This is a genomic window from Streptomyces sp. DT2A-34 (genome assembly GCF_030499515.1).
In the GTDB taxonomy this organism is placed as follows: Bacteria; Actinomycetota; Actinomycetes; order Streptomycetales; family Streptomycetaceae; genus Streptomyces.
The window spans coordinates 5975802-5994850 of record NZ_JASTWJ010000001.1 but is presented as its reverse complement, the minus strand read 5'-3'; the positions used below and the strand labels follow the sequence as shown (position 1 = coordinate 5994850).

Annotated in this window: 16 protein-coding genes and 1 riboswitch; of the genes, 3 read left to right on the top strand and 13 right to left on the bottom strand. The window is 69.8% G+C overall.

The window, feature by feature from the left end; genetic code table 11:
* The first annotated feature begins 103 nt into the window (after window positions 1-103).
* On the top strand, window positions 104-904 hold the full coding sequence (locus QQM39_RS26910) for an ABC transporter ATP-binding protein (protein WP_302000124.1): 801 nt from the start codon (window positions 104-106) through the stop codon (window positions 902-904).
* A complete protein-coding gene (locus QQM39_RS26905; protein ID WP_302000123.1) occupies window positions 904-3438 on the top strand; it encodes an ABC transporter permease in 2535 nt (844 codons plus the stop codon). Before QQM39_RS26910 ends, QQM39_RS26905 begins: the two co-directional genes overlap by 1 nt.
* Before the next feature lie 52 nt (window positions 3439-3490).
* Here the strand turns inward: QQM39_RS26905 and QQM39_RS26900 are convergent, their stop codons facing one another.
* Both QQM39_RS26900 and QQM39_RS26895 read right to left on the bottom strand, forming a co-directional pair.
* On the bottom strand, window positions 3491-4789 hold the full coding sequence (locus tag QQM39_RS26900; protein ID WP_302000122.1) for a class I SAM-dependent methyltransferase: 1299 nt from the start codon (window positions 4787-4789) through the stop codon (window positions 3491-3493).
* A 185-nt stretch (window positions 4790-4974) separates the two neighbouring features.
* Window positions 4975-6363 (bottom strand): NAD(P)/FAD-dependent oxidoreductase, encoded by a 1389-nt coding sequence (locus tag QQM39_RS26895; protein WP_302000121.1) that lies wholly within the window; start codon window positions 6361-6363, stop codon window positions 4975-4977.
* A 548-nt stretch (window positions 6364-6911) separates the two neighbouring features.
* Between QQM39_RS26895 and QQM39_RS26890 the strand changes: the two genes are divergently transcribed.
* Window positions 6912-7157, top strand: coding sequence for a hypothetical protein (locus QQM39_RS26890; protein ID WP_302000120.1), 246 nt, complete (start codon window positions 6912-6914; stop codon window positions 7155-7157).
* Between the two features lie 81 nt (window positions 7158-7238).
* On the opposite strand, the gene QQM39_RS26885 is transcribed toward QQM39_RS26890, so the two are convergent.
* The 11 genes from QQM39_RS26885 to QQM39_RS26835 form a co-directional block, all read right to left on the bottom strand.
* On the bottom strand, window positions 7239-8210 hold the full coding sequence (locus QQM39_RS26885) for a Ppx/GppA phosphatase family protein (RefSeq protein ID WP_302000119.1): 972 nt from the start codon (window positions 8208-8210) through the stop codon (window positions 7239-7241).
* Window positions 8211-8375: 165 nt separating this feature from the next.
* On the bottom strand, window positions 8376-8894 hold the full coding sequence (locus QQM39_RS26880; protein ID WP_302000118.1) for a DUF501 domain-containing protein: 519 nt from the start codon (window positions 8892-8894) through the stop codon (window positions 8376-8378).
* A gap of 28 nt (window positions 8895-8922) precedes the next feature.
* Complete coding sequence (locus QQM39_RS26875) at window positions 8923-9399, bottom strand: septum formation initiator family protein (protein ID WP_302000117.1); 477 nt, start codon at window positions 9397-9399, stop codon at window positions 8923-8925.
* A 93-nt stretch (window positions 9400-9492) separates the two neighbouring features.
* Window positions 9493-10773 carry a phosphopyruvate hydratase gene (gene eno, locus QQM39_RS26870; protein ID WP_302000116.1) on the bottom strand — a complete coding sequence of 427 codons (1281 nt, stop codon included), beginning with the start codon at window positions 10771-10773 and terminating at the stop codon, window positions 9493-9495.
* 316 nt (window positions 10774-11089) lie between these two features.
* Complete coding sequence (locus QQM39_RS26865; RefSeq protein ID WP_302000115.1) at window positions 11090-11785, bottom strand: transglycosylase family protein; 696 nt, start codon at window positions 11783-11785, stop codon at window positions 11090-11092.
* Between the two features lie 4 nt (window positions 11786-11789).
* Window positions 11790-11989: riboswitch (cyclic di-AMP (ydaO/yuaA leader) on the bottom strand.
* Window positions 11990-12194: 205 nt separating this feature from the next.
* The gene (locus tag QQM39_RS26860; protein WP_302000114.1) at window positions 12195-13226 is read right to left on the bottom strand and encodes a transglycosylase family protein; all 1032 of its coding nucleotides are present in this window, start codon (window positions 13224-13226) and stop codon (window positions 12195-12197) included.
* A 167-nt stretch (window positions 13227-13393) separates the two neighbouring features.
* The gene (locus QQM39_RS26855) at window positions 13394-14674 is read right to left on the bottom strand and encodes a cytochrome P450 (protein ID WP_302000113.1); all 1281 of its coding nucleotides are present in this window, start codon (window positions 14672-14674) and stop codon (window positions 13394-13396) included.
* Complete coding sequence (locus QQM39_RS26850; protein WP_302000112.1) at window positions 14671-15201, bottom strand: tetratricopeptide repeat protein; 531 nt, start codon at window positions 15199-15201, stop codon at window positions 14671-14673. Before QQM39_RS26850 ends, QQM39_RS26855 begins: the two co-directional genes overlap by 4 nt.
* Window positions 15117-16790 (bottom strand): hypothetical protein, encoded by a 1674-nt coding sequence (locus QQM39_RS26845; protein ID WP_302000111.1) that lies wholly within the window; start codon window positions 16788-16790, stop codon window positions 15117-15119. The genes QQM39_RS26850 and QQM39_RS26845 overlap by 85 nt, the downstream gene beginning before the upstream one ends.
* 194 nt (window positions 16791-16984) lie before the next feature.
* A complete protein-coding gene (locus tag QQM39_RS26840; RefSeq protein WP_302000110.1) occupies window positions 16985-17962 on the bottom strand; it encodes a nucleoside triphosphate pyrophosphohydrolase in 978 nt (325 codons plus the stop codon).
* A gap of 141 nt (window positions 17963-18103) precedes the next feature.
* Complete coding sequence (locus tag QQM39_RS26835) at window positions 18104-18748, bottom strand: SurA N-terminal domain-containing protein (protein ID WP_302000109.1); 645 nt, start codon at window positions 18746-18748, stop codon at window positions 18104-18106.
* Between the last annotated feature and the right edge of the window lie 301 nt (window positions 18749-19049).

The following is a 19049-nucleotide window of genomic DNA, read 5'->3' as shown; positions in this document are numbered from 1 at the left end:
TGTCTTCGGAACCAGAACAGCGACTGACTACACGGCGCTCTTCGGCCAGGACGATGGATGACGTCCCTTCGAACACACCGTCGTCCCTCAGGAGCGCCTTCTCGTGACCACCTCATCCATCGCCGACCGGGCCACCACCGTGGCCGCGCGTGCCACGGATCTGTCGAAGATCTACGGACAGGGCGAGACCCAGGTGGTCGCCCTGGACCGGGTCTCCGTCGACTTCCGGCAGGCCGAGTTCACCGCGATCATGGGCCCGTCCGGCTCGGGCAAGTCCACGCTGATGCACTGCGTGGCCGGCCTGGACACCTTCTCCTCCGGTTCGGTGCGCATCGGCGACACCGAGCTGGGCTCCCTGAAGGACAAGCAACTGACCAAGCTGCGCCGGGACAAGATCGGCTTCATCTTCCAGGCGTTCAACCTGCTGCCGACGTTGACGGCCCTGGAGAACATCACCCTCCCGATGGACATCGCGGGCCGCAAGGCTGACAAGCAGTGGCTGGATTCGGTCATCCGGATGGTGGGCCTGGCCGATCGTCTCAGCCACCGCCCCGCCCAGCTCTCCGGCGGCCAGCAGCAGCGCGTCGCCGTGGCCCGCGCGCTGGCCGCCAAGCCCGAGATCATCTTCGGCGACGAGCCGACCGGCAACCTCGACTCGCGCTCGGGCGCCGAGGTACTGGGCTTTCTGCGCAACTCCGTACGGGAGTTGGGGCAGACAGTGGTGATGGTGACTCACGACCCGGTGGCCGCGGCGTACGCGGACCGGGTGGTCTTCCTCGCGGACGGCCGGATCGTGGACGAGATGTACCGGCCGACCGCGGACAACGTGCTCGACTTCATGCGGCAATTTCCTGGGGGGAACCCCCAGACCCCCGAGTTCGACGCGAAGGGCCGCACCAGCTGATGTTCCGCACCGCCCTGCGCAACGTACTCGCGCACAAGGCCCGGCTGTTGATGACCGTGCTCGCCGTGATGCTCGGCGTCGCGTTCGTCTCCGGCACCCTGGTCTTCGCCGACACCCTCTCCAACGCCTTCCGCAACCAGTCGGCGAAGAGCTACGACAAGGTCGCCGTCGCCATCACCTCGCACGCCGACCCCGAGGACGCCAAGGAAGAGCCCGGCCTCTCCCGGAAGACCCTCGACAAGATCTCCGCCGTGGACGGCGTCGCCGGCGCGTACGGCCGCGTCGACGGCTTCGCCGGGGTCGCCGACCCCGACGGGAAGCTGATCGGCGTCGGCTGGTCCAACAAGGGCTCCAACTTCGCTCCCGGCAAGGACGGCAAGGACCCCGCCTACACGTTCACCGACGGCTCGGGCCCGGTGAAGGACGATGAGATCGCCTTGGACAAGGAGTCCGCGGCCAAGGGCGAGTACCAGGTCGGCGACCGGGTCCGGGTCGCCACGAACGGGCCGGTGAAGGAGTACACCCTCAGCGGTGTGTTCACCACCGAGGACGGCGCCGTGAACGCCGGCGGCAGCCTCGTCCTTTTCGACACCGCCATCGCCCAGAAGCAGTACCTCAAGCCGGGCTACTTCGCGAGCGCCACCGTCACCGCCGCCCCCGGCGCGTCCGACGCGAAGATCCTGGACGCGGTCGAGCCGCTGCTGCCGGAGACCGCCGACGCCCGGACCGGCCAGGCGCTCGCGGACGAGCAGGCCGAGCAGATCGAACAGGGTCTGGGCTCGCTCAGGCAGGTCCTGCTCGGCTTCGCGGGCATCGCGCTCTTCGTCGGGATCTTCCTGATCTCCAACACCTTCACGATGCTGGTCGCCCAGCGCACGAAGGAGATCGCCCTGATGCGCGCCGTCGGTGCGTCGCGCAGGCAGATCACCCGCTCGGTGCTCGCCGAGGCCGCGGTGGTGGGCCTGGTCGCCTCGGTGATCGGCTTCCTCCTCGGCGTCGGTCTCGCGGTCGGTCTGCGGTCCGCAATGGCCGCGTTCGGCATGAAGATTCCGGACGGCCCGCTGATCCTTTCGGCCACGCCGGTGCTCGCCGCGATCGCCGTCGGTGTGCTGATCACGATGTTCGCCGCCTGGCTGCCCGGCCGCCGGGCCGCGAAGATCCCGCCGGTGGCGGCCATGAGCAGCGTCCACGCGGTGGCGACCACCAAGTCGCTGGTGGTGCGCAACTCCATCGGCGCGGCCGTCACCGCCCTCGGCTCGGCCGGGATCGTGCTGGGTGCCTCGTCCGGTGGCGAAAGCGGCCGGATGTACATCGCGGGGGGCGCGTTCTTCGCGCTGATCGGCGTGATCATCCTGATCCCGCTGCTGTCGCGGCCCGTGATCGCGCTCGTCCGTCCGCTGCTCGTCGGCCCCTTCGGGGTGGCCGGCAAGCTGGCCGGCCAGAACGCGGTCCGCAACCCGCGCCGTACCGGCGCCACCGCCTCGGCGCTGGCGATCGGGCTGACGCTGGTGACCGGCCTGTCGGTGCTCGGTGCCACGGTCGGCACGGCCATCGACAAGATGACCACGGACAACATCAAGGCCGACTACATGGTCTCGATGGCGAACGGCGGGGGCCTCGACCAGTCCGCGCTGACGGCACTGGAGAAGGCCAAGGGCGTCTCGGCGGTCTCGCCGCAGCAGAGCGCCTACTTCCAGCTCGGTGACGAGGACTTCGTGTCCGCCTCGGCGGTCACGCCCGGCGACATCGAGCAGGTCCTGAACGTCGAGGTCGTCAGCGGCAACATCGCTTCGCTCGCCAAGGGCCAGATCGCGGTCGCCGAGAAGACGGCCAAGAGCAAGGGCTGGAAGCCCGGCGACAGCGTCCCCGTCACCTTCAACGACGAGAAGAAGGGCACCCTGACGGTCGGCGCCGTCTTCAAGGACAGCGAGTTCCTCTCCCCCGTCCTCGTCGACACCAAGGTCGTGAATCCGCACGAGGTACAGCCGTCCATCCAGCAGATCTTCGTGAAGGTCGACGGCGGCGACTCCGCGGCGAACGAGAAGGTCCTCGTCGACGCGCTGGGCGACAACCCCGCGATCACGGTCATGGACCAGCAGGACATCCGCAACGAGTTCGGCGGCGTCATCAACACGATGCTGAACATCATGTACGGCCTGCTGGCGATGGCCCTGATCATCGCGGTGCTGGGTGTCGTCAACACCCTCGCGATGTCGGTCTTCGAACGGCAGCAGGAGATCGGCATGCTGCGCGCGATCGGTCTCGACCGGCGCCGGGTGAAGCGGATGGTCCGGCTGGAGGCCGTGGTCATCTCGGTGTTCGGCGCGGTGGTCGGCATCGGTCTCGGCTCGTTCCTCGGCTGGGCGATCGGCGAGACCATCGCGGACCAGATCCCGGGCTACGCGCTGGTCGTGCCCTGGGACAGGATCGGGATCTTCCTGGTGCTGGCCGGTCTGGTGGGCGTCCTGGCCGCGCTGTGGCCGGCCCGCAACGCCGCGCGGCTGAACATGCTGAACGCGATCAAGGCGGAATAGCCGTACGAGTACCAGGGCCCCGTTCCCGGGAGGGAGCGGGGCCCTTGGCCTTTCAGCCCCAGGTACGGGCCCGCAACGGCATCCCCGAGTCCCCGGAGTCGGGTGTCCTGACGGCCAGCACCTGGTTGACCCCGATGCGGTTGCGTTCGAAGGCGAGCGCGCAGGCGGCCATGTACAGCTGCCAGACACGGGCGCGTCCCGGGCTGGTGAGCTCGACGGCCCGCGCCCAGTCGGCCTCCAGGTTGGCGACCCAGCGGCGCAGGGTCAGGGCGTAGTGCTCACGGATCGACTCCACGTCGCGCACCTCGAAACCGGCCCGCTCCAACTGGGCGACGGTGACGCCGATGGGCTGGAGCTCGCCGTCGGGGAAGACGTAGGAGTCGATGAACTCGTCGACCTGGTACGTGGATTCGTCCCGCTGCGGCCGCCGCCCGATCTGGTGGTTGAGCAGCCGCCCCCCGGGCTTCAGGAGCCGGTACAGCACATCGGCGTACTCCAGATACCGCTCGGCGCCGACGTGTTCGGCCATACCGACGGAGGAAATGGCGTCGTACGGGCCGTCGTCGACGTCCCGGTAGTCCTGGACGCGGATCTCCACCTTGTCGGTGAGCCCCTCGCCGGCGACGCGCTTGCGGGCGAACGCCGCCTGCTCCTGGGAGAGGGTGACACCGACGACGCTCACGCCGTACTCACGGGCCGCGTGCACGGCCATGGAGCCCCAGCCGCAGCCGACGTCCAGCAGCCGCAGACCGGGCCGGAGTCCGAGCTTGCGGCAGATGAGGTCGAGTTTGTCGTGCTGAGCGGCTTCGAGGGTGCCGTCCGGGGGCGGGGCGGACCAGTAGGCGCAGGAGTACACCATGGACGGGCCGAGGACGATCTCGTAGAAGTCGTTGCCGACGTCGTAGTGGTGGCTGATGGCGCGTCTGTCGGTGCGCTTGGTGTGCAGATGGCCGCGGGCCCGACGCACCTCCTCCGGCGGCGGCGCGGGCGGCAGCGGAAGTCCGCCGAGCTTGACGAGCCCGCGTACGGCGGCGCGCACTTCGGGGTCACGCAGGGACTCCACCAGCCCGCGGGCGTCCTCCCCCCGCTCCCACACCAGCCCCGCGAGCAGATCGAGGGCGGCGTACAGGTCCCCCTCGATGTCCAGGTCCCCCGCCACCCAGGCCCGGGCCAGGCCCAGTTCGCCCGGCTTCCACAGCAGTCGGCGCACCGCACGGCGATTGCGTACGACGAGAACCGGCGCCCCCGGCGGCCCCGCCTGCGAACCGTCCCAGGCGCGGATGCGCACCGGGAGCGGGACTCCCAGCACCTGTTCGAGAAGGCTCTTCAGCCGCGGCGCGGCGTCTGCCATGGCGCACACCTCCGTGATCGGATCCCGGAATGTCCAACACCACGTAAACACCTGAGGGCCCGGTGCGCAGTCCCCCACGCGCGTTACGGCTGGGCAAACAACCGTCACGGATCCCCGAACGCCGAAGGACCTCCCGCACCACGGATGGCGGGAGGTCCTTCGGTTGGTTCAGCGACCGGTTGGGGTCAGGAGGCCTTGGCCTTCTCGCCCTTGTCGGCCTTGCTCGCGGCGGCGACCGGCGCCGGCTTGGCGGCCTCGTAGAACTCCTCGCGCGGGTGCTCCATCGCGCCGAGGGAGACGACCTCGCGCTTGAGGAACATGCCGAGGGTCCAGTCGGCGAAGACGCGGACCTTGCGGTTCCAGGTCGGCATCGCCAGGCCGTGGTAGCCGCGGTGCATGTACCAGGCGAGACGGCCCTTGAGCTTGATCTTCATCTTGCCCATGACGATCATCGCCACGCCCTTGTGCAGGCCGAGGCCCGCCACCGCGCCCTTGTTGGCGTGCGAGTAGTCCTTCTGCGGGAAGCCCCGCATACCGGAGATCACGTTGTCGCCGAGGACGCGGGCCTGACGCAGGGCGTGCTGGGCGTTCGGCGGGCACCAGGCGTTCTCGTTGCCCGCCTTGCGGCCGACGAGGTCCGGGACCTGGGCGTTGTCGCCCGCGGCCCAGATGTAGTCGGTGCCCTTGACCTGGAGCGTCGTCTCGCAGTCGACGTGACCGCGGGGGCCGAGCGGCAGACCGAAGCGGCCGAGGGCCGGGTTCGGCTTGACGCCGGCCGTCCACACGATCGTGTTGGAGTCGACCTCGAGCCCGTTCTTCAGCACGACGTGGCCGTCGACGCAGGAGTCCATCGAGGTGGAGAGGTAGATCTCCACGCCGCGGCTCTCCAGGTGCTCCTTGCCGTAGGCGCCCAGCTTCGGGCCGACCTCGGGAAGGATCTTGTCGGCGGCGTCGACGAGGATGAACCGCATGTCCTCGCGGGAGACGTTGGTGTAGTACTTGGCCGCGTCACGGGCCATGTCCTCGACCTCGCCGATGGTCTCCGCGCCCGCGAAGCCACCGCCGATGAAGACGAAGGTGAGCGCCTTGCGGCGGATCTCCTCGTCGGTCGTGGAGTCGGCCTTGTCGAGCTGCTCGAGGACGTGGTTGCGCAGGCCGATGGCCTCCTCGATGCCCTTCATGCCGATGCCCTGCTCGGCGAGGCCGGGGATCGGGAAGGTGCGGGAGACCGCGCCCATCGCGATGACCAGGTAGTCGAAGGGCAGCTCGTACGCCTCGCCCACCAGCGGGGCGATCGTGGCGACCTTGCGGTCCTGGTCGATGGTGGTGACCCGGCCGGTGAGGACCTCCGCCTTCGGCAGCACGCGTCGCAGCGGGACGACGACGTGGCGCGGGGAGATGTTGCCGGCGGCGGTTTCGGGAAGGAAGGGCTGGTAGGTCATGTACGACCGGGGGTCGACGACCGTGACGGTCGCCTCGCCGTAGCGCATCTTCTTGAGAATGCGCCGAGCTGCGTACAGGCCTACGTACCCACCGCCTACTACGAGGATCCTGGGACGCTCCGTGGTGCTCATGCCATCGAGTATCCACCCGGTTCAGGGGGGTCGCTCGTGCGCCCCTTCACAAGCTCTTGCAGGGGCTGTGCTACCATCCCCGGCCCGCGTGACGCAGGTCATGGTCACGATCGGGAACCGCGATGCGCCGCACCCCGTTGTCAATGCCGCGTGAGCTGCCTCTCTGGCTTGCCGGGCCCCCTGTGAGCGGTCCGGAACGCCCTCCGGCGAAAGGCCCCGGGAGCACCCTTACACCGCCCATCTGAACATGTTCAAGGGCCTGTTCACCCCTCGGACGGGTCAACCGACACCGATCAGTGCTCCGACAGGGCAGAATTCCTTGTGAAGAACTTCACGAAGTTTCTTCGGCGGGTGCCTTCGAAGGATTCCCGGAGGGCCCGAAAGGCCCCCTCGGACGCGCTCATACGCTAGCCGACCTGCTCAACCGAAGGCTACCGATCGGTAGCAAACGAGACCCGGACCGCCCCGCGGGTGCGACCGGGGCCACCGTCACCCGGTCAGCCACGCTCGGCGAGCAAATCCGGCAGAAGCGCGCATAACGTGCAGCCATGATCACCTCACAGAAGGCCCTCACGCGGGCCACCTCGCGAATAGTCTCGGTCGGCGCGGCTCTGGGCATCGCTCTCGCATTGGGGGCGGCGACGGCCGCATCCGCTGCGGCAGCCCCGCCCGCCTCACAGGTCGCCGCAAGGGCCGCGGACGGCCACGGCCACGACCACGAGCACCACCACGACGGCCACCACCACCACGACGGCGGGGGCTGCAGCGGCCTCGTCGTCCTCCTCTGTAACTGACGGACAGCCCGCAAGGGCCGAGACAACGGCCCCGGTTCCTCACCAGGAGGTACCGGGGCCGTTCCCTGTCACCACCGCGGCTCAGTCGCCGCGCATACCCTCTTCCGCGGCTTCCGCCACCTTGAAGGCGATGCCGTCGAGGATGTCGTGCTCGCTGACGACGACCTCCTGCGCACCGATCCGCTCCATGATCGCGAGCAGCACCAGGGCGCCCGCCGCGATGACGTCGACTCGCCCCGGATGCATGGACGGTACGGCCGCGCGCTCGGCGTGGGTGGAGCGCAGCAGCCACTCGGTGATCTCCCGGACCCGGTCGTGGCTGATCCGGGAGTGATGGATGCGGGTCGAGTCGTACTCGGGCAGCTCCTGGGCGATCGCCGACACCGTGGTCACGGACCCGGCGAGCCCCACCAGCGTGCGCGCCGCACGCAACGGCACCGACTCCTCGGCGAGATCGAGGGCCGCCTCGATGTCGGCCCGCATCGCCGCGATCTGCTCCTCGGAGGGCGGGTCGGAGACGGCCCCGCCCCGCACCAGATGACGCTCGGTCATCCGCACACAGCCGATGTCCACGGAGCGCGCCGCGCGCACGTGCTCCTCCCCGACGACGAACTCGGTCGACCCGCCACCGATGTCCACCACCAGGTAGGGCTTGGGGAGGTGGTCGTGCTCGGCCAGCTCCTTCGTCGCCCCGGTGAAGGAGAACTCGGCCTCCTGGTCCCCGGTGATGACCTCGGGCTCGACGCCCAGGATGTCCACGACCCCGCGCACGAACTCGTCCCGGTTCTCCGCGTCCCGGGAGGCGGACGTGGCGACGAAGCGCAGCCGCTCGGCGCCGTGCTCCTTGATGACCGCCGCGTAGTCACGGCAGGCGGCGAAGGTGCGCTCCAGCGCCTCGGGGGCCAGCCGCCCGGTCCGGTCGACGCCCTGTCCGAGCCGCACGATGGTCATACGGCGGTCCAGGTCGACGAGTTCGCCGGTGGCGGGGTCCACATCGGCGACGAGAAGCCGGATGGAGTTCGTACCGCAGTCGATGGCGGCGACGCGGGTCATGGGGTGCCTTTCTTCTCAGCCCGTCTGGGGGTGCCCCCTCTGGGAGAGTTTGAGGACGAGGCCGTTCAGGGCCGAAGCGGGGGTTCAGGGGGCTGCAGCCCCCTGGCGGGGTCGAAGGGGCGGAGCCCCTTCAGGATGGGACGGGTAGGGGCGGCGGGGGCGAGATCACTCGGCGGAGACCACGCACGGCCCCTTCGCCCACCACTCGGGCAACATCGCGATCGCCTCGTCCCCCAGCGGATTGACACCGGGCCCGGCCGCCAACGAGTGCGCGACCAGCACATGCAGACACTTCACCCGGTCCGGCATCCCACCGGCACTGGGAAAGCCCTTCAGCTCCTCGATCTCGTCGCGGCGCCGAATGTAGTCCTCGTGCGCGGCGCGATACGCGGCGGCCAGCTCCGGATCGCTCTCCAGCCGAGCCGTCATCTCCTTCATCACGCCGTTCGCCTCCAGCGTGCCGATCGCCGACGACGCCTTGGGGCACGTCAGGTAGTACAGCGTCGGGAAGGGCGTGCCGTCGGGCAGCCGGGGAGCCGTCTCGACCACGTCCGGCTGCCCGCACGGGCACCGGTGAGCGATCGCGCGCAACCCGCGCGGCGGACGTCCGAGCTGCTGCTTGAAGGCCTCGACGTCCGCGTCGGTGGGATCGGTGCGCGGGGTGGGCGGCGGGGGCGTTTGCATGCCTGTCTTTCTATCGTTCTCGCTGGGCTCAGTGATCGGCGGCGTCGGCCTTGTCGACCCCGTCCCAGATGTTCGTGTACCAGGGCCGGTCGGCCGCGCCCAGGTGGGCCCGTGACTGCTTGGCCGCGTCCGGGTCGATCACGATGTAACCGGTCTCCCCGGGCATCACATAGTGCAGCCGCTGCCGGATCTGCTGCTCGGCGTAGGCGTCGTCCTGCCAGCGTGCCTTGACGTCGCGCAGCTGCTCGACCCGCCTGGCGGCCTCTTTCTTCTGCCGCTGCATGTCGGCGATGTCGGCGCGCTGGGAGACGTACTGCCTTATGGGGTAGGCGAGCGCCACGACCAGGGAGCACAGGACCAGCGCGAGCAGCGCGGCGCGTCCGGTGAGCCTGGAGCGCCGGGCCTGCCGCTTGGTCTGGGAGCGGTAGACGCGGGCCGCCGTCTGCTCTCCGAGCAACCGGATCCTGGTCGCGGTGGAGAACCGGTCCCGGTCCTTCACGGCCATGTCCCGCCTCCCGTTTCACACGCGTACGTCCCCGCACACGGTACGGGACCGAGTACGGGGACGTACGTACGACGCTGCCCTTAAAGGGCCCTGTCAGCCCTTGAAGCGCGGGAACGCGCTACGGCCGGCGTACACCGCGGCGTCGTCGAGGATCTCCTCGATGCGCAGCAGCTGGTTGTACTTGGCGACGCGCTCGGAACGGGCCGGGGCGCCGGTCTTGATCTGGCCGCAGTTGGTGGCGACGGCGAGGTCGGCGATGGTGACGTCCTCGGTCTCGCCGGAGCGGTGGGACATCATGCACTTGAAGCCGTTGCGCTGGGCGAGCTCGACGGCGTCCAGGGTCTCGGTCAGGGAGCCGATCTGGTTCACCTTCACCAGCAGGGCGTTGGCCGCGCCCTCCTCGATGCCGCGGGCGAGGCGCTCGGGGTTGGTGACGAAGAGGTCGTCGCCGACGAGCTGGACCTTGTCACCGAGCTTGTCGGTGATGGTCTTCCAGCCGTCCCAGTCGTCCTCGAACAGCGGGTCCTCGATGGAGACCAGCGGGTACGCCTCGACCAGCTCGGCGTAGTACTCGGTCATCTCGGCGGCGGAGCGCGCCTTGCCCTCGAAGAGGTAGGAGCCGTCCTTGTAGAACTCGGACGCGGCGACGTCGAGCGCGAGGGCGATCTGCTCGCCGGGGGTGTAGCCGGCTTCCTTGATGGCCTCGAGGATGAGGTCGAGGGCCTCGCGGTTGGAGCCGAGGTTCGGGGCGAAGCCGCCCTCGTCGCCGAGGCCGGTGGACAGGCCGCGGCCCTTCAGCACCTTCTTGAGGGTGTGGTAGACCTCGGTGCCCCAGCGCAGGGCCTCGGAGAAGGTCTCCGCACCGATCGGGGCGATCATGAACTCCTGGATGTCCACGTTGGAGTCGGCGTGCGAGCCGCCGTTCAGGATGTTCATCATCGGCACCGGCAGCAGGTGCGCGTTCGGGCCGCCCAGGTAGCGGAAGAGGGGGAGGTCGCTGGCCTCGGAGGCGGCGTGGGCGACGGCGAGCGAGACGCCGAGGATGGCGTTGGCGCCGAGGGAGCCCTTGTTGTCGGTGGCGTCCAGGTCGAACATGGCCTGGTCGATCAGGCGCTGCTCGGTGGCGTCGTAGCCGACGAGCTCCGGGCCGATCTGCTCGATGACGGCGAGGACGGCCTTCTCGACGCCCTTGCCGAGGTAGCGGTTCTGGTCGCCGTCGCGGAGCTCGATGGCCTCGAAGGCGCCGGTGGAGGCGCCGGACGGAACGGCGGCACGACCCGTGCTGCCGTCGTCGAGGCCGACCTCGACCTCGACGGTGGGGTTGCCTCGCGAGTCGAGGATTTCCCGGGCTACGACGACGTCGATGGACGGCACGAGCATCTCCTTCGTGGATGTGACGCTGGTAGTGCGGGGCTGTGAGCCTTGCGACTAGAGCCTAACCGCCTCGGGGACATCGGCAGCCGACCGACCGTCCCGTGGACAGGACCGAACCGTACCCATTGTTTCCTGCCGGAACAAAGGGGGAACAAAGGATGGGCGACATCCGGGGAAAGAAAAGCCCCGCCCCGGTGCGTACGGGGGAACACGCACCGGAGCGGGGAGCCCGTGGGGGACGGGGGTGACCCTCACGAGGTCTTCGCTATGAGGTCCACGGATGTGAGGGCCCTGTGGTTCAGCTGCCGCCCTCGTATTACTTCAGGTGCAGCTGCTGACCCGGGTAGATCAGGTTCGCGTCCTCGACGATGTCCTTGTTCAGCTGGAAGAGCTTCTCCCAGCCGCCCTTGACGTCGTGCTCCGCGGCGATCGAGCTGAGGGTGTCGCCCTTGACGACCTTGTACTCGCCGTCCCCCTTCTTGACCTTCTTGCCGGTCGGGGTGGTGACGGTCTTGGTGCTCTTCTTGGCGGCCGGACGCTCGCTGGAGCGGGAGGCCGACTGCTCCTCGGTGGAGCGGGTGGTGCTCTCGCTGCTCTGCGAGGAACCACTCGACGACGAGCCGGAGCCGTTGTAGGCGGCGCTCGACAGGCCGGTGCCGCAGTGCGGCCAGGCACCCTTGCCCTGGCCGGCGAGGACCTTCTCGGCGATCTCGATCTGCTGGGCCTTGCTGGCCTGGTCGGCGGTGGAGGCGTACGCCGTGCCGCCGTACGCGGCCCACGTGGAGGCGGAGAACTGCAGACCGCCGTAGTAGCCGTTGCCGGTGTTGATCGACCAGTTGCCGCCGGACTCGCACTGGGCGACGGCGTCCCACTCGGAGGCGGTGGCGGCGGAGGCGCTGCCGGCCGCCATCAGCGGGGCGGCCACGGCGGCGGCGCCGGTGACGCCGACGACGGCTATGGCGCGAGCGGCCTTGGACGGACGACGGTGCTTGCCCTTGCTGGAAAACAGCATGGAGAGATCCCCTCACCGACGCCTGCGAGGTGAGCTGTCGGGTTCGGGCCGGTTGAGTTGCCCGGCCGCGCACGTTCGCCTTTCGGCTCCCACTGCGCGGCTTCACCCCTAGCCGACTCCGGCCGTGCGGCCCCGAAGGGCCTCAACTGCCGGACCCGGCGCTTACCTTGGGTCCCCCGCTCCTGCCTACGGCGCTTGACGCGACGACTGTTCCCGTACGGCCGCTGGCAGGATTCGGCGTTGCGGCAGCCGGGGCTCGTGGTGACGAGCGGTCATGACCGTAGCCACGCGATTCGCGGAATTTCAAAGACGATCAGGGCTTCTGAGATCTATCTCTCACTGCATTCAAAGCGGACATTCAGTGCGAATCATGACGCGAACTCCGGCTGTTTTTCACCCCGTTCGCCCCCTATTCGGTGGGGACTTCCAGGGTCTGACCGGGGAAGATGTGGTTCGCGTCAGTACCGATGGCCCGCTTGTTCGCGTCGTACAGCGCGGACCATCCGCCGTCGAGGTCAAGGGAGTCGGCGATGGAGGCGAGAGTGTCGCCGGCGCGCACGGTGTACGAGGCATGGCGGCCGGAGGACTTGACGGCACTCTCGGTCGCCTCGCTCTCGTCGGCACTGGGGCCACGATGACGCCCGGAGCCGGTCGCCTCGGAGTCGATGGCTCCGGTGTCGACGAGGCTCCGGGAGCCCTCTCCCTGCTCCGAGTTGTCCCGATTGTCACCCTTGGACGTCTCTACGGGTGAGCCGTCGGGCGACTGCGAGGCGCCTGCGTCGGCGGACGTATCGGACTTCGAGGAGTTGTCCGTCATAGAGGATGAAGAGGGCGAAGAGGAGGAATCCTGGGACGATTCGGACGAGGTGTCGGGAGAGCCGCTCGGCGAGTTCGAGGAGTCGGAGGAATTCGAGGAGTCATCGGACGGGTTCGCCGCATCGGACGAGTCCGATGCGCCCGACGAACTCGACGAACTCGACGAATCGAGCAATCCGGACGATCCGGATACTTCGGAGGGCGAGTCCTCCGCGACGCCGGTGTCGAGGTCGAGGTCGACCGAACCGGACTTCTGAGTGAGCCCGTTGAGCACCGCACAGGTGCCCCAAGGACTGGTCCCCTGGTCCGCGAGGACGTCCTGGGCCACGGCGATCTGCTGGGAACGGCTCGCCAGGTTGGGACTGGAGGCGTAGTCGAGGCCGCCGTACTCCTCCCAGTCGTCCTGGGTCAGTTGCAGTCCGCCGTAACGTCCGTCGCCGCTGTCGGCGCTCCAGGAGCCGCCGCTCTCACAGTCGGCCACCTTGTCCCACACGGTGCCCTCGGCCGCGCTCGCGCCCGTGGCGCCGAGGAGCGGGATGGCGATGGCGGACCCGGTCACTCCGGCTGCGACGAGGAGCGCCGGAGCTTGACGGGGGCGACGGTGACGACCGTTCCCGGAGAGCATGCGGGGACCTTTCGCGAGACAACGGTGACTGCGGCGCGTGAAACCTGGGCGCCGTCATTGATCCGTGAACGTATAGGCAGACGATCACTTGTCACAAGTTAATGCCGCGCAGATCACGTGAAGATCACAGACTTAAGCGCGTGTCACGTTTGCGCCGGTGGACGTACTCACCCAACAGGGGTGAACTCCACCGGAAGCGTACGCAGTCCGCGCATGATGAGGCCGCCCCGCCATCGCAACTCGGCCGGACCCACCGCGAGTTGCAGATCCGGGAGGCGGGTGAGGAGCGTGGCGAGAGCGGTCTGGCCCTCCAGGCGGGCGAGCGGGGCGCCGAGGCAGTAGTGGATGCCGTGGCCGTAGCCGAGGTGCTGGTTGTCACGGCGGCCGAGGTCGAGGACGTCGGGGTCGGTGAACCGCTCCGGGTCACGGTCGGCGGCGGCCAGGACGACGAGGACGGGATCACCGGGTGCGATGTGCTGCCCGCCGATGGTGAGCGGTTCGGTGGCGAAGCGCCAGGTGGCGAGTTCGACGGGGCCGTCGTAGCGGAGGAGTTCCTCGATGCCGGTTTCGAGGAGGGCGGTCTCCTCGGCGGCGAGGGAGGTCTGGAGGCGGGCGCGCTGCTCGGGGTGGGTGAGCAGGGCGTAGGTGCCGTTGCCGATGAGGTTGACCGTCGTCTCGAAGCCGGCGAACAGCAGGATGAAAGCCATCGCCGCGGCCTCGTTCTCGGTGAGGTGCTCGCCGTGGTCGGAGGCGCGGATGAGGCCGGAGATGAGGTCCTCGCCGGGGGTGGGCGTGTCGGGGAGTGCCTCGCGCTTGCGGTGGATGAGGTCGGCGAGATAGCCGCGCATCTTCTTCACGGACCGTGCGACGCCGCCCCGGGGGCCGCCTTGATGCCGGATCATCATGCCCGCCCAGTCCCGGAAGTCGTCCTGGTCCTCGCGGGGGACGCCGAGCAGGTCGCAGATGGCGTAGATGGGCAGCGGGAAGGCGAACTCGTGGATCAGGTCGGCGCTCCCCTTCTGTGCGAACCCGTCGATGAGCCGGTCCGTGAGCTCCTGCACCCGGGGGGCGAACTCGGCGACGCGGCGAGGGGTGAAGGCCTTGGAGACGAGCCTGCGCAGGCGGGTGTGATCGGGCGGGTCGATGTTCAGCAGGTGCGTCATCAACTCGGCCTTGCGCTCACCCGGGATGCCGGTCTTGCCCTTGGCGTGGGCGGGTTCGTCGTGGTGGGCCGGGTTCTTGGAGAGGCGGGCGTCGGCGAGGGCCTGCTTGGCGTCGGTGTAGCGGGTGACCAGCCAGGCCTCCACGCCGCTGGGGAGGCGGGTGCTGTGCACGGGCGCGTGCTCGCGGAGCCAGGCGTAGGCCGGGTAGGGGTCGGTGGCGAACTCCCAGCTGAAGAGTTCGGGGGACTGGGGGGTGGGGCTCGGGGGGTGGGGCTGGTTGGTCACTCCTTGACGGTATCCGCAGGGGTGGTGGGGGTGTGGCCCGGTGGTGGGGGGAGAGATTCGGGGAGGCCTTCGGGGTCTACGGCGGCGGCTCGGCGGCGCCAGTCGGCTGCCTCTTCCTCCTTGCCCTGGGTCAGCAGCAGCTGGGCGATGTGCCGGGCCGCGAAGGGGTAGCCCTGCCGTTCTGCTGCGAGGTACCAAGACCTCGCTTCGGCGTACTGGCCCTCTTTCTCCAGCAGGGCGCCGAGATTGACCATGGCGGACCGGATCCCACCCTCTGCCGCCCGTCGGAAGAGAGCTTCGACCTCTGCCTCGTCGAATGACTCCGTGCCACTGAGGTGGATCGCGAGCGTGTTCGCCGCACGCGGATCACCCCAGTCGGAGGCGTAACGAAGCCAGGCCTCCGCCTCCGGCCGGCCCCACTGGCTGAACAACTTGCCGAGCTTCAGGGCGACTTCGGGATGCCCGGCCTCGGCGGCCCTGCGGTACCAGCGGACCGCCTCGTCGTCGCGCCCCGTGCCGAGCACCATGTCGCCCAGCTCATACGCCGCCTCGCCCTCACCAGCCTCGGCCGCCGTGCGCAGCCAGTGCTCGGCCCGGTCCCGCAACAGGCTGCCGAGCCTTGCCGCGGCTCTGGCGCTGCCCGCCTCGGCCGCCCGCTCCAGGTACGGGAGCGCACTGCCCGTCTCCCCCGGTCCTGCAGAATCGCCGCCAGTTCCACGGCCGCCCACGCGTCCCCCGCGTCCGCCGCCCGCCGCAGCCACTCCTCACGCTCGTCCCCCTCGGTACGCCGAGCGAACCCGAGCGCCACCGCCGCGTCCCCCGCCTCCACGCGGTCGTGCAACGCGGTGCGGGCCGCGTCCAGGACAGCCGGGAAGTGCAGCGCAGGGTCCGGCTCCCGGGCCGCGTCCAGCAGCGTCCACCACACCTCGTCCGGCACCGGCTCCAGATCGCCGCCCGATCTCAGCGCCTCCGAGACGAGCGCGCCGTACGCCCGCCAGGTGCCTTCCTCCTCGCCCGCCACGAGCAGCCCCGAAACCCCGAACATCGGCGCCGTCGCCCAGGCCAGGGCGTCCTCGAACGACTCCCGGTCCTCCGCCCGGTACAGCTCCTGGACCCTCCTGAGCAGCTCGGCCGGCACCGCTCCGGTGACCCCGCAGCGGGCGAGGTCGATCGCCGCCCGGACCAGTAACTGCCCACGTGGGTGCTCCAGTTGGGTTCCCACGCGACGCCATTCGTCGAACAGGTGATGTCCGACGGCGAAGTACGTGGCCAGGCCCTCCCGGCCGCTCCACATGTACGCCGGATACGCCCGCCGGTCGTCGAGCGCCGCCAGCCGCGCCAGCTCCGCCTCACTCCACTCGCGCCCGAGCTCCACCGTGCGGGCCGCGGCGACGACCCGGTCGCCCGGGGCGGTCCCGGCCCGGCGCCGGTAGTACCCGTCGGGGCTCATCGTCGCGAGCACGACGGCACCGAGATCGTTGAGCCGCCCCAGGAGCCGGAGGTCCAGGCCGCCCGCGCCGAGATGGCCGGTCAGCTCGTCCAGCCAGAGGACGTACTTGCCGGGGTTGCCCCGCAGGGTGGCCGCCAGCGGCCGGAGGTCCTCGCCCGGGTCCGGGGCGTACAGCCGGTACCCCTCCAGTGACCGCACGCCATGCCATGCGGTGTACGACTTGCCCACGCACGGTTCGCCCAGGATCAGCACAAGGCTGTTGCCGGCGAGTTGGGCGCGCAGCTCCTCGTCGCAGTCGCGCGGCACATACGGCGGCACGTCGGGCAGCCCGGGGACGGGCCGGGTCGGGCGTACGCCGAACTCCCGCGGCCCCACCTCACCCACCGGCCGCCACTGCGCCGGGGCGGGAACGGTGCCGTAGTGGTTGTACTGCACGCCCACGACACGGTGGTGGAACGTGGAATCGCGGAAGTCGACGTGGTCACCGGCCACGTGGTCACCGATGACGAGCTCGGCGGCACTAAGGATCACCTCACGGGCGTTGTCACCGGTCACGGGGGCGGCGTAGTCGGCCCCGATGGCCTTGAGGGCGGAGAACTCCTGGGGATGGTTTCTGCGCAGGACCACCAGCAGACTGACCCAGTCGCGGGCGTCCGCGCTGTCCATGGACGCCATCCCGGCCGTCCGGGCCCAGAGGTCCACCGCTCCGGGAACGCTCGACCGTTTCAGCGATTGCAAGACCTCCTGCGAAGTCTCCCGCGAGTCGACCATGGCGCGCGTCAGCGCGTCCCTCAGCTCCTCCAACGACTCCCTTGGCACACCGGCCCCCCGCCTCGCTCCCGCCCGTTGGCCCAACGGTACTAAGAGGACACCCCCTCAGCAGCCCGCACCGCATCCCGGTATGCCCGCGCGGCAACCCGTAGGGCCGCCTCCGGATCCACCCCGGCCGCCTCCGCCCGGACCGCCATCGCGAGCAGCTCGTACCCGATGCCCTCCCCCGACGGCAGCGGCACCTCCAGCCCCGCCGTGCGCACCCGGGACGCCAGCTTCGCCGCGAGGGCGAGGCCGGGCTGGCCGAGGGGTATGCCCTCCGTCACCGAGTTCCGCTGCTTCTCGACGGCCTTGGTGCGCAGCCAGTGCTCCTTGACCTCCTCGGGCGTCGTCGCCGTCTCGTCGCCGAAGACGTGCGGGTGGCGGTGGATGAGCTTGGTGACGATGCCGCCGGCCACGTCGTCGATGGAGAAGGGGGACTCCGGGTCCTCCTCGGCGATCCGCGCGTGGAAGACGACCTGCAACAGGACGTCGCCCAGTTCCTCGCGGAGCTCGTCGCGGTCGCCGTCCTCGATCGCCTCGACGAGTTCGTACGCCTCCTCGATGCCGTACTTCGCCAGGCCCTTGTGGGTCTGCTGGGAGGACCACGGGCACTCGGCGCGGATGCGGTCCATGACCTGGACGAGGTCGAGGAGGCGGGCGCCCGGGAGGTCGTAGGAGGCGGGGAGCAGCTCCAGCTCCGGCATCCGGACGCGGCCGCTGCCCGCCAGGCGGGCCAGGCCGTCCGTCAGGGCCGGCTCGCCCTCGCCCGTGGCCACGACCACGACCGTGCGGCCGCCGGCGCACGCGTCGATCAGTTCCTCGGCGGTCGGGGCGGCCTCGTCGACCGCTATCCCGGCCTCGCGCAGATACGGCAGCTGCGGATGCGCGCCGTCCGCGCACAGCACACGGTCGGCGCCGTGCAGCGCCTGCCACGCCGGCCAGGACAGCAGGCCGGGTGCGACACGGTGGCTGGTGGTGAGCAGGACGATGCGGCCGGGGGCGGCTTCGGGACTGGTTGCGTTCACGATCCGAACGTAACCCAAGCCACGCACAACCCCCTGAGTTATCCACAGGCGGGCGGCTCAGCCGTTGTCCACAAGCCGGGCTCAGCGCGGCCCCTCGTTGTCCACAAGCCGGGCGACCCCTGCTGCCGCCCCGCCACCCCGCTACGCCGTCTGCGGCGTCCCCGCCGCCGTCACCTCGCGCACCCACGGCGTTTTCGCGTCGGCCCGGCTGCTCTTCTGGACGTCCCAGGTGCCGTAGCGCGGGTTGAGGTCGATGTCGAGCTTCTTGGACGCCTCGGCCAGGGCGTTCCAGAAGGCCGGCTTGCCGGTGTCGGTGCCGAGCGCGGCGGCGAGTTTCTGGGCCTCGAGCTGGAGGCGGAGGTTTTCGTCGAGGCGCTCGGGGGCGATGCCGTACTGCTGGAGCCAGGCCGTTTCCAGCGCCTTGGCCCCGCCGACCTGCCCTTCCAGCTCGGAGCGCATCTTCTGGAGCTCCTTGCGGGTGACGGTCACTCCCGCGTCCTGCGCGGCGCGGTGCAGCACCTGGTCGAGGACGAGGTTGTGCAGCACGTCGCGCGGGAGGGTGCCCGACTTGGCGATGACCTGCGCGTACTGGGCGTCGTCCGGCACGGCCGTGCGCTGTGCCGCGCGCACCTCACTCACCCTGTTCTCCAGCTGCGCGACGGTGATCCGCTGGCCGCCGACCACGGCCGCCGCTCCCGGATGCGCATCGTTTCCGCAAGCGGTGAGCAAAGGCGCCGCGGCGATCGCGGCGGAGAGCAGGAGCGCGGTGCGACGGCGGCGGTGCAAGGAAACCTCCCGAGGAGATTGTGCGACGGTGCACAAAGTCTTGCGGTGATCGATGGTAGGCAGTCGGCAAGCTCTGGCCAACCCATTCGACCAACGATTCATCAGGACTTCGGGCACCGACGCCTCCCCGGCACGACCCGCACGGCCCACTCGGCCTGCTCGGCCCACTCGGCCCGTGACTGGGTTCGGGAACCGCCGTTCCGCCGGCGTCACATCCGCCGTGCCTCCCCCGCGAGCGGGTGGCCGATGCGGCGGCGGACGTCGTGGGCGAGCTGGGGGTCGCCGGAGACGTACTGGTTCT

Excerpts from the sequence above, each read along its gene's own strand:
- QQM39_RS26900 (WP_302000122.1), bottom strand. The coding sequence starts at position 4,789 with ATGGCAGACGCCGCGCCGCGGCTGAAGAGCCTTCTCGAACAGGTGCTG.
- QQM39_RS26885 (WP_302000119.1), bottom strand. The coding sequence starts at position 8,210 with ATGACCCGCGTCGCCGCCATCGACTGCGGTACGAACTCCATCCGGCTT.
- QQM39_RS26895 (WP_302000121.1), bottom strand. The coding sequence starts at position 6,363 with ATGAGCACCACGGAGCGTCCCAGGATCCTCGTAGTAGGCGGTGGGTAC.
- QQM39_RS26860 (WP_302000114.1), bottom strand. The coding sequence starts at position 13,226 with ATGCTCTCCGGGAACGGTCGTCACCGTCGCCCCCGTCAAGCTCCGGCG.
- QQM39_RS26905 (WP_302000123.1), top strand. The coding sequence starts at position 904 with ATGTTCCGCACCGCCCTGCGCAACGTACTCGCGCACAAGGCCCGGCTG.
- QQM39_RS26865 (WP_302000115.1), bottom strand. The coding sequence starts at position 11,785 with ATGCTGTTTTCCAGCAAGGGCAAGCACCGTCGTCCGTCCAAGGCCGCT.
- QQM39_RS26845 (WP_302000111.1), bottom strand. The coding sequence starts at position 16,790 with ATGGACAGCGCGGACGCCCGCGACTGGGTCAGTCTGCTGGTGGTCCTG.
- QQM39_RS26850 (WP_302000112.1), bottom strand. The coding sequence starts at position 15,201 with ATGGTGCTCGGCACGGGGCGCGACGACGAGGCGGTCCGCTGGTACCGC.
- QQM39_RS26890 (WP_302000120.1), top strand. The coding sequence starts at position 6,912 with ATGATCACCTCACAGAAGGCCCTCACGCGGGCCACCTCGCGAATAGTC.
- QQM39_RS26875 (WP_302000117.1), bottom strand. The coding sequence starts at position 9,399 with ATGGCCGTGAAGGACCGGGACCGGTTCTCCACCGCGACCAGGATCCGG.
- QQM39_RS26880 (WP_302000118.1), bottom strand. The coding sequence starts at position 8,894 with ATGCAAACGCCCCCGCCGCCCACCCCGCGCACCGATCCCACCGACGCG.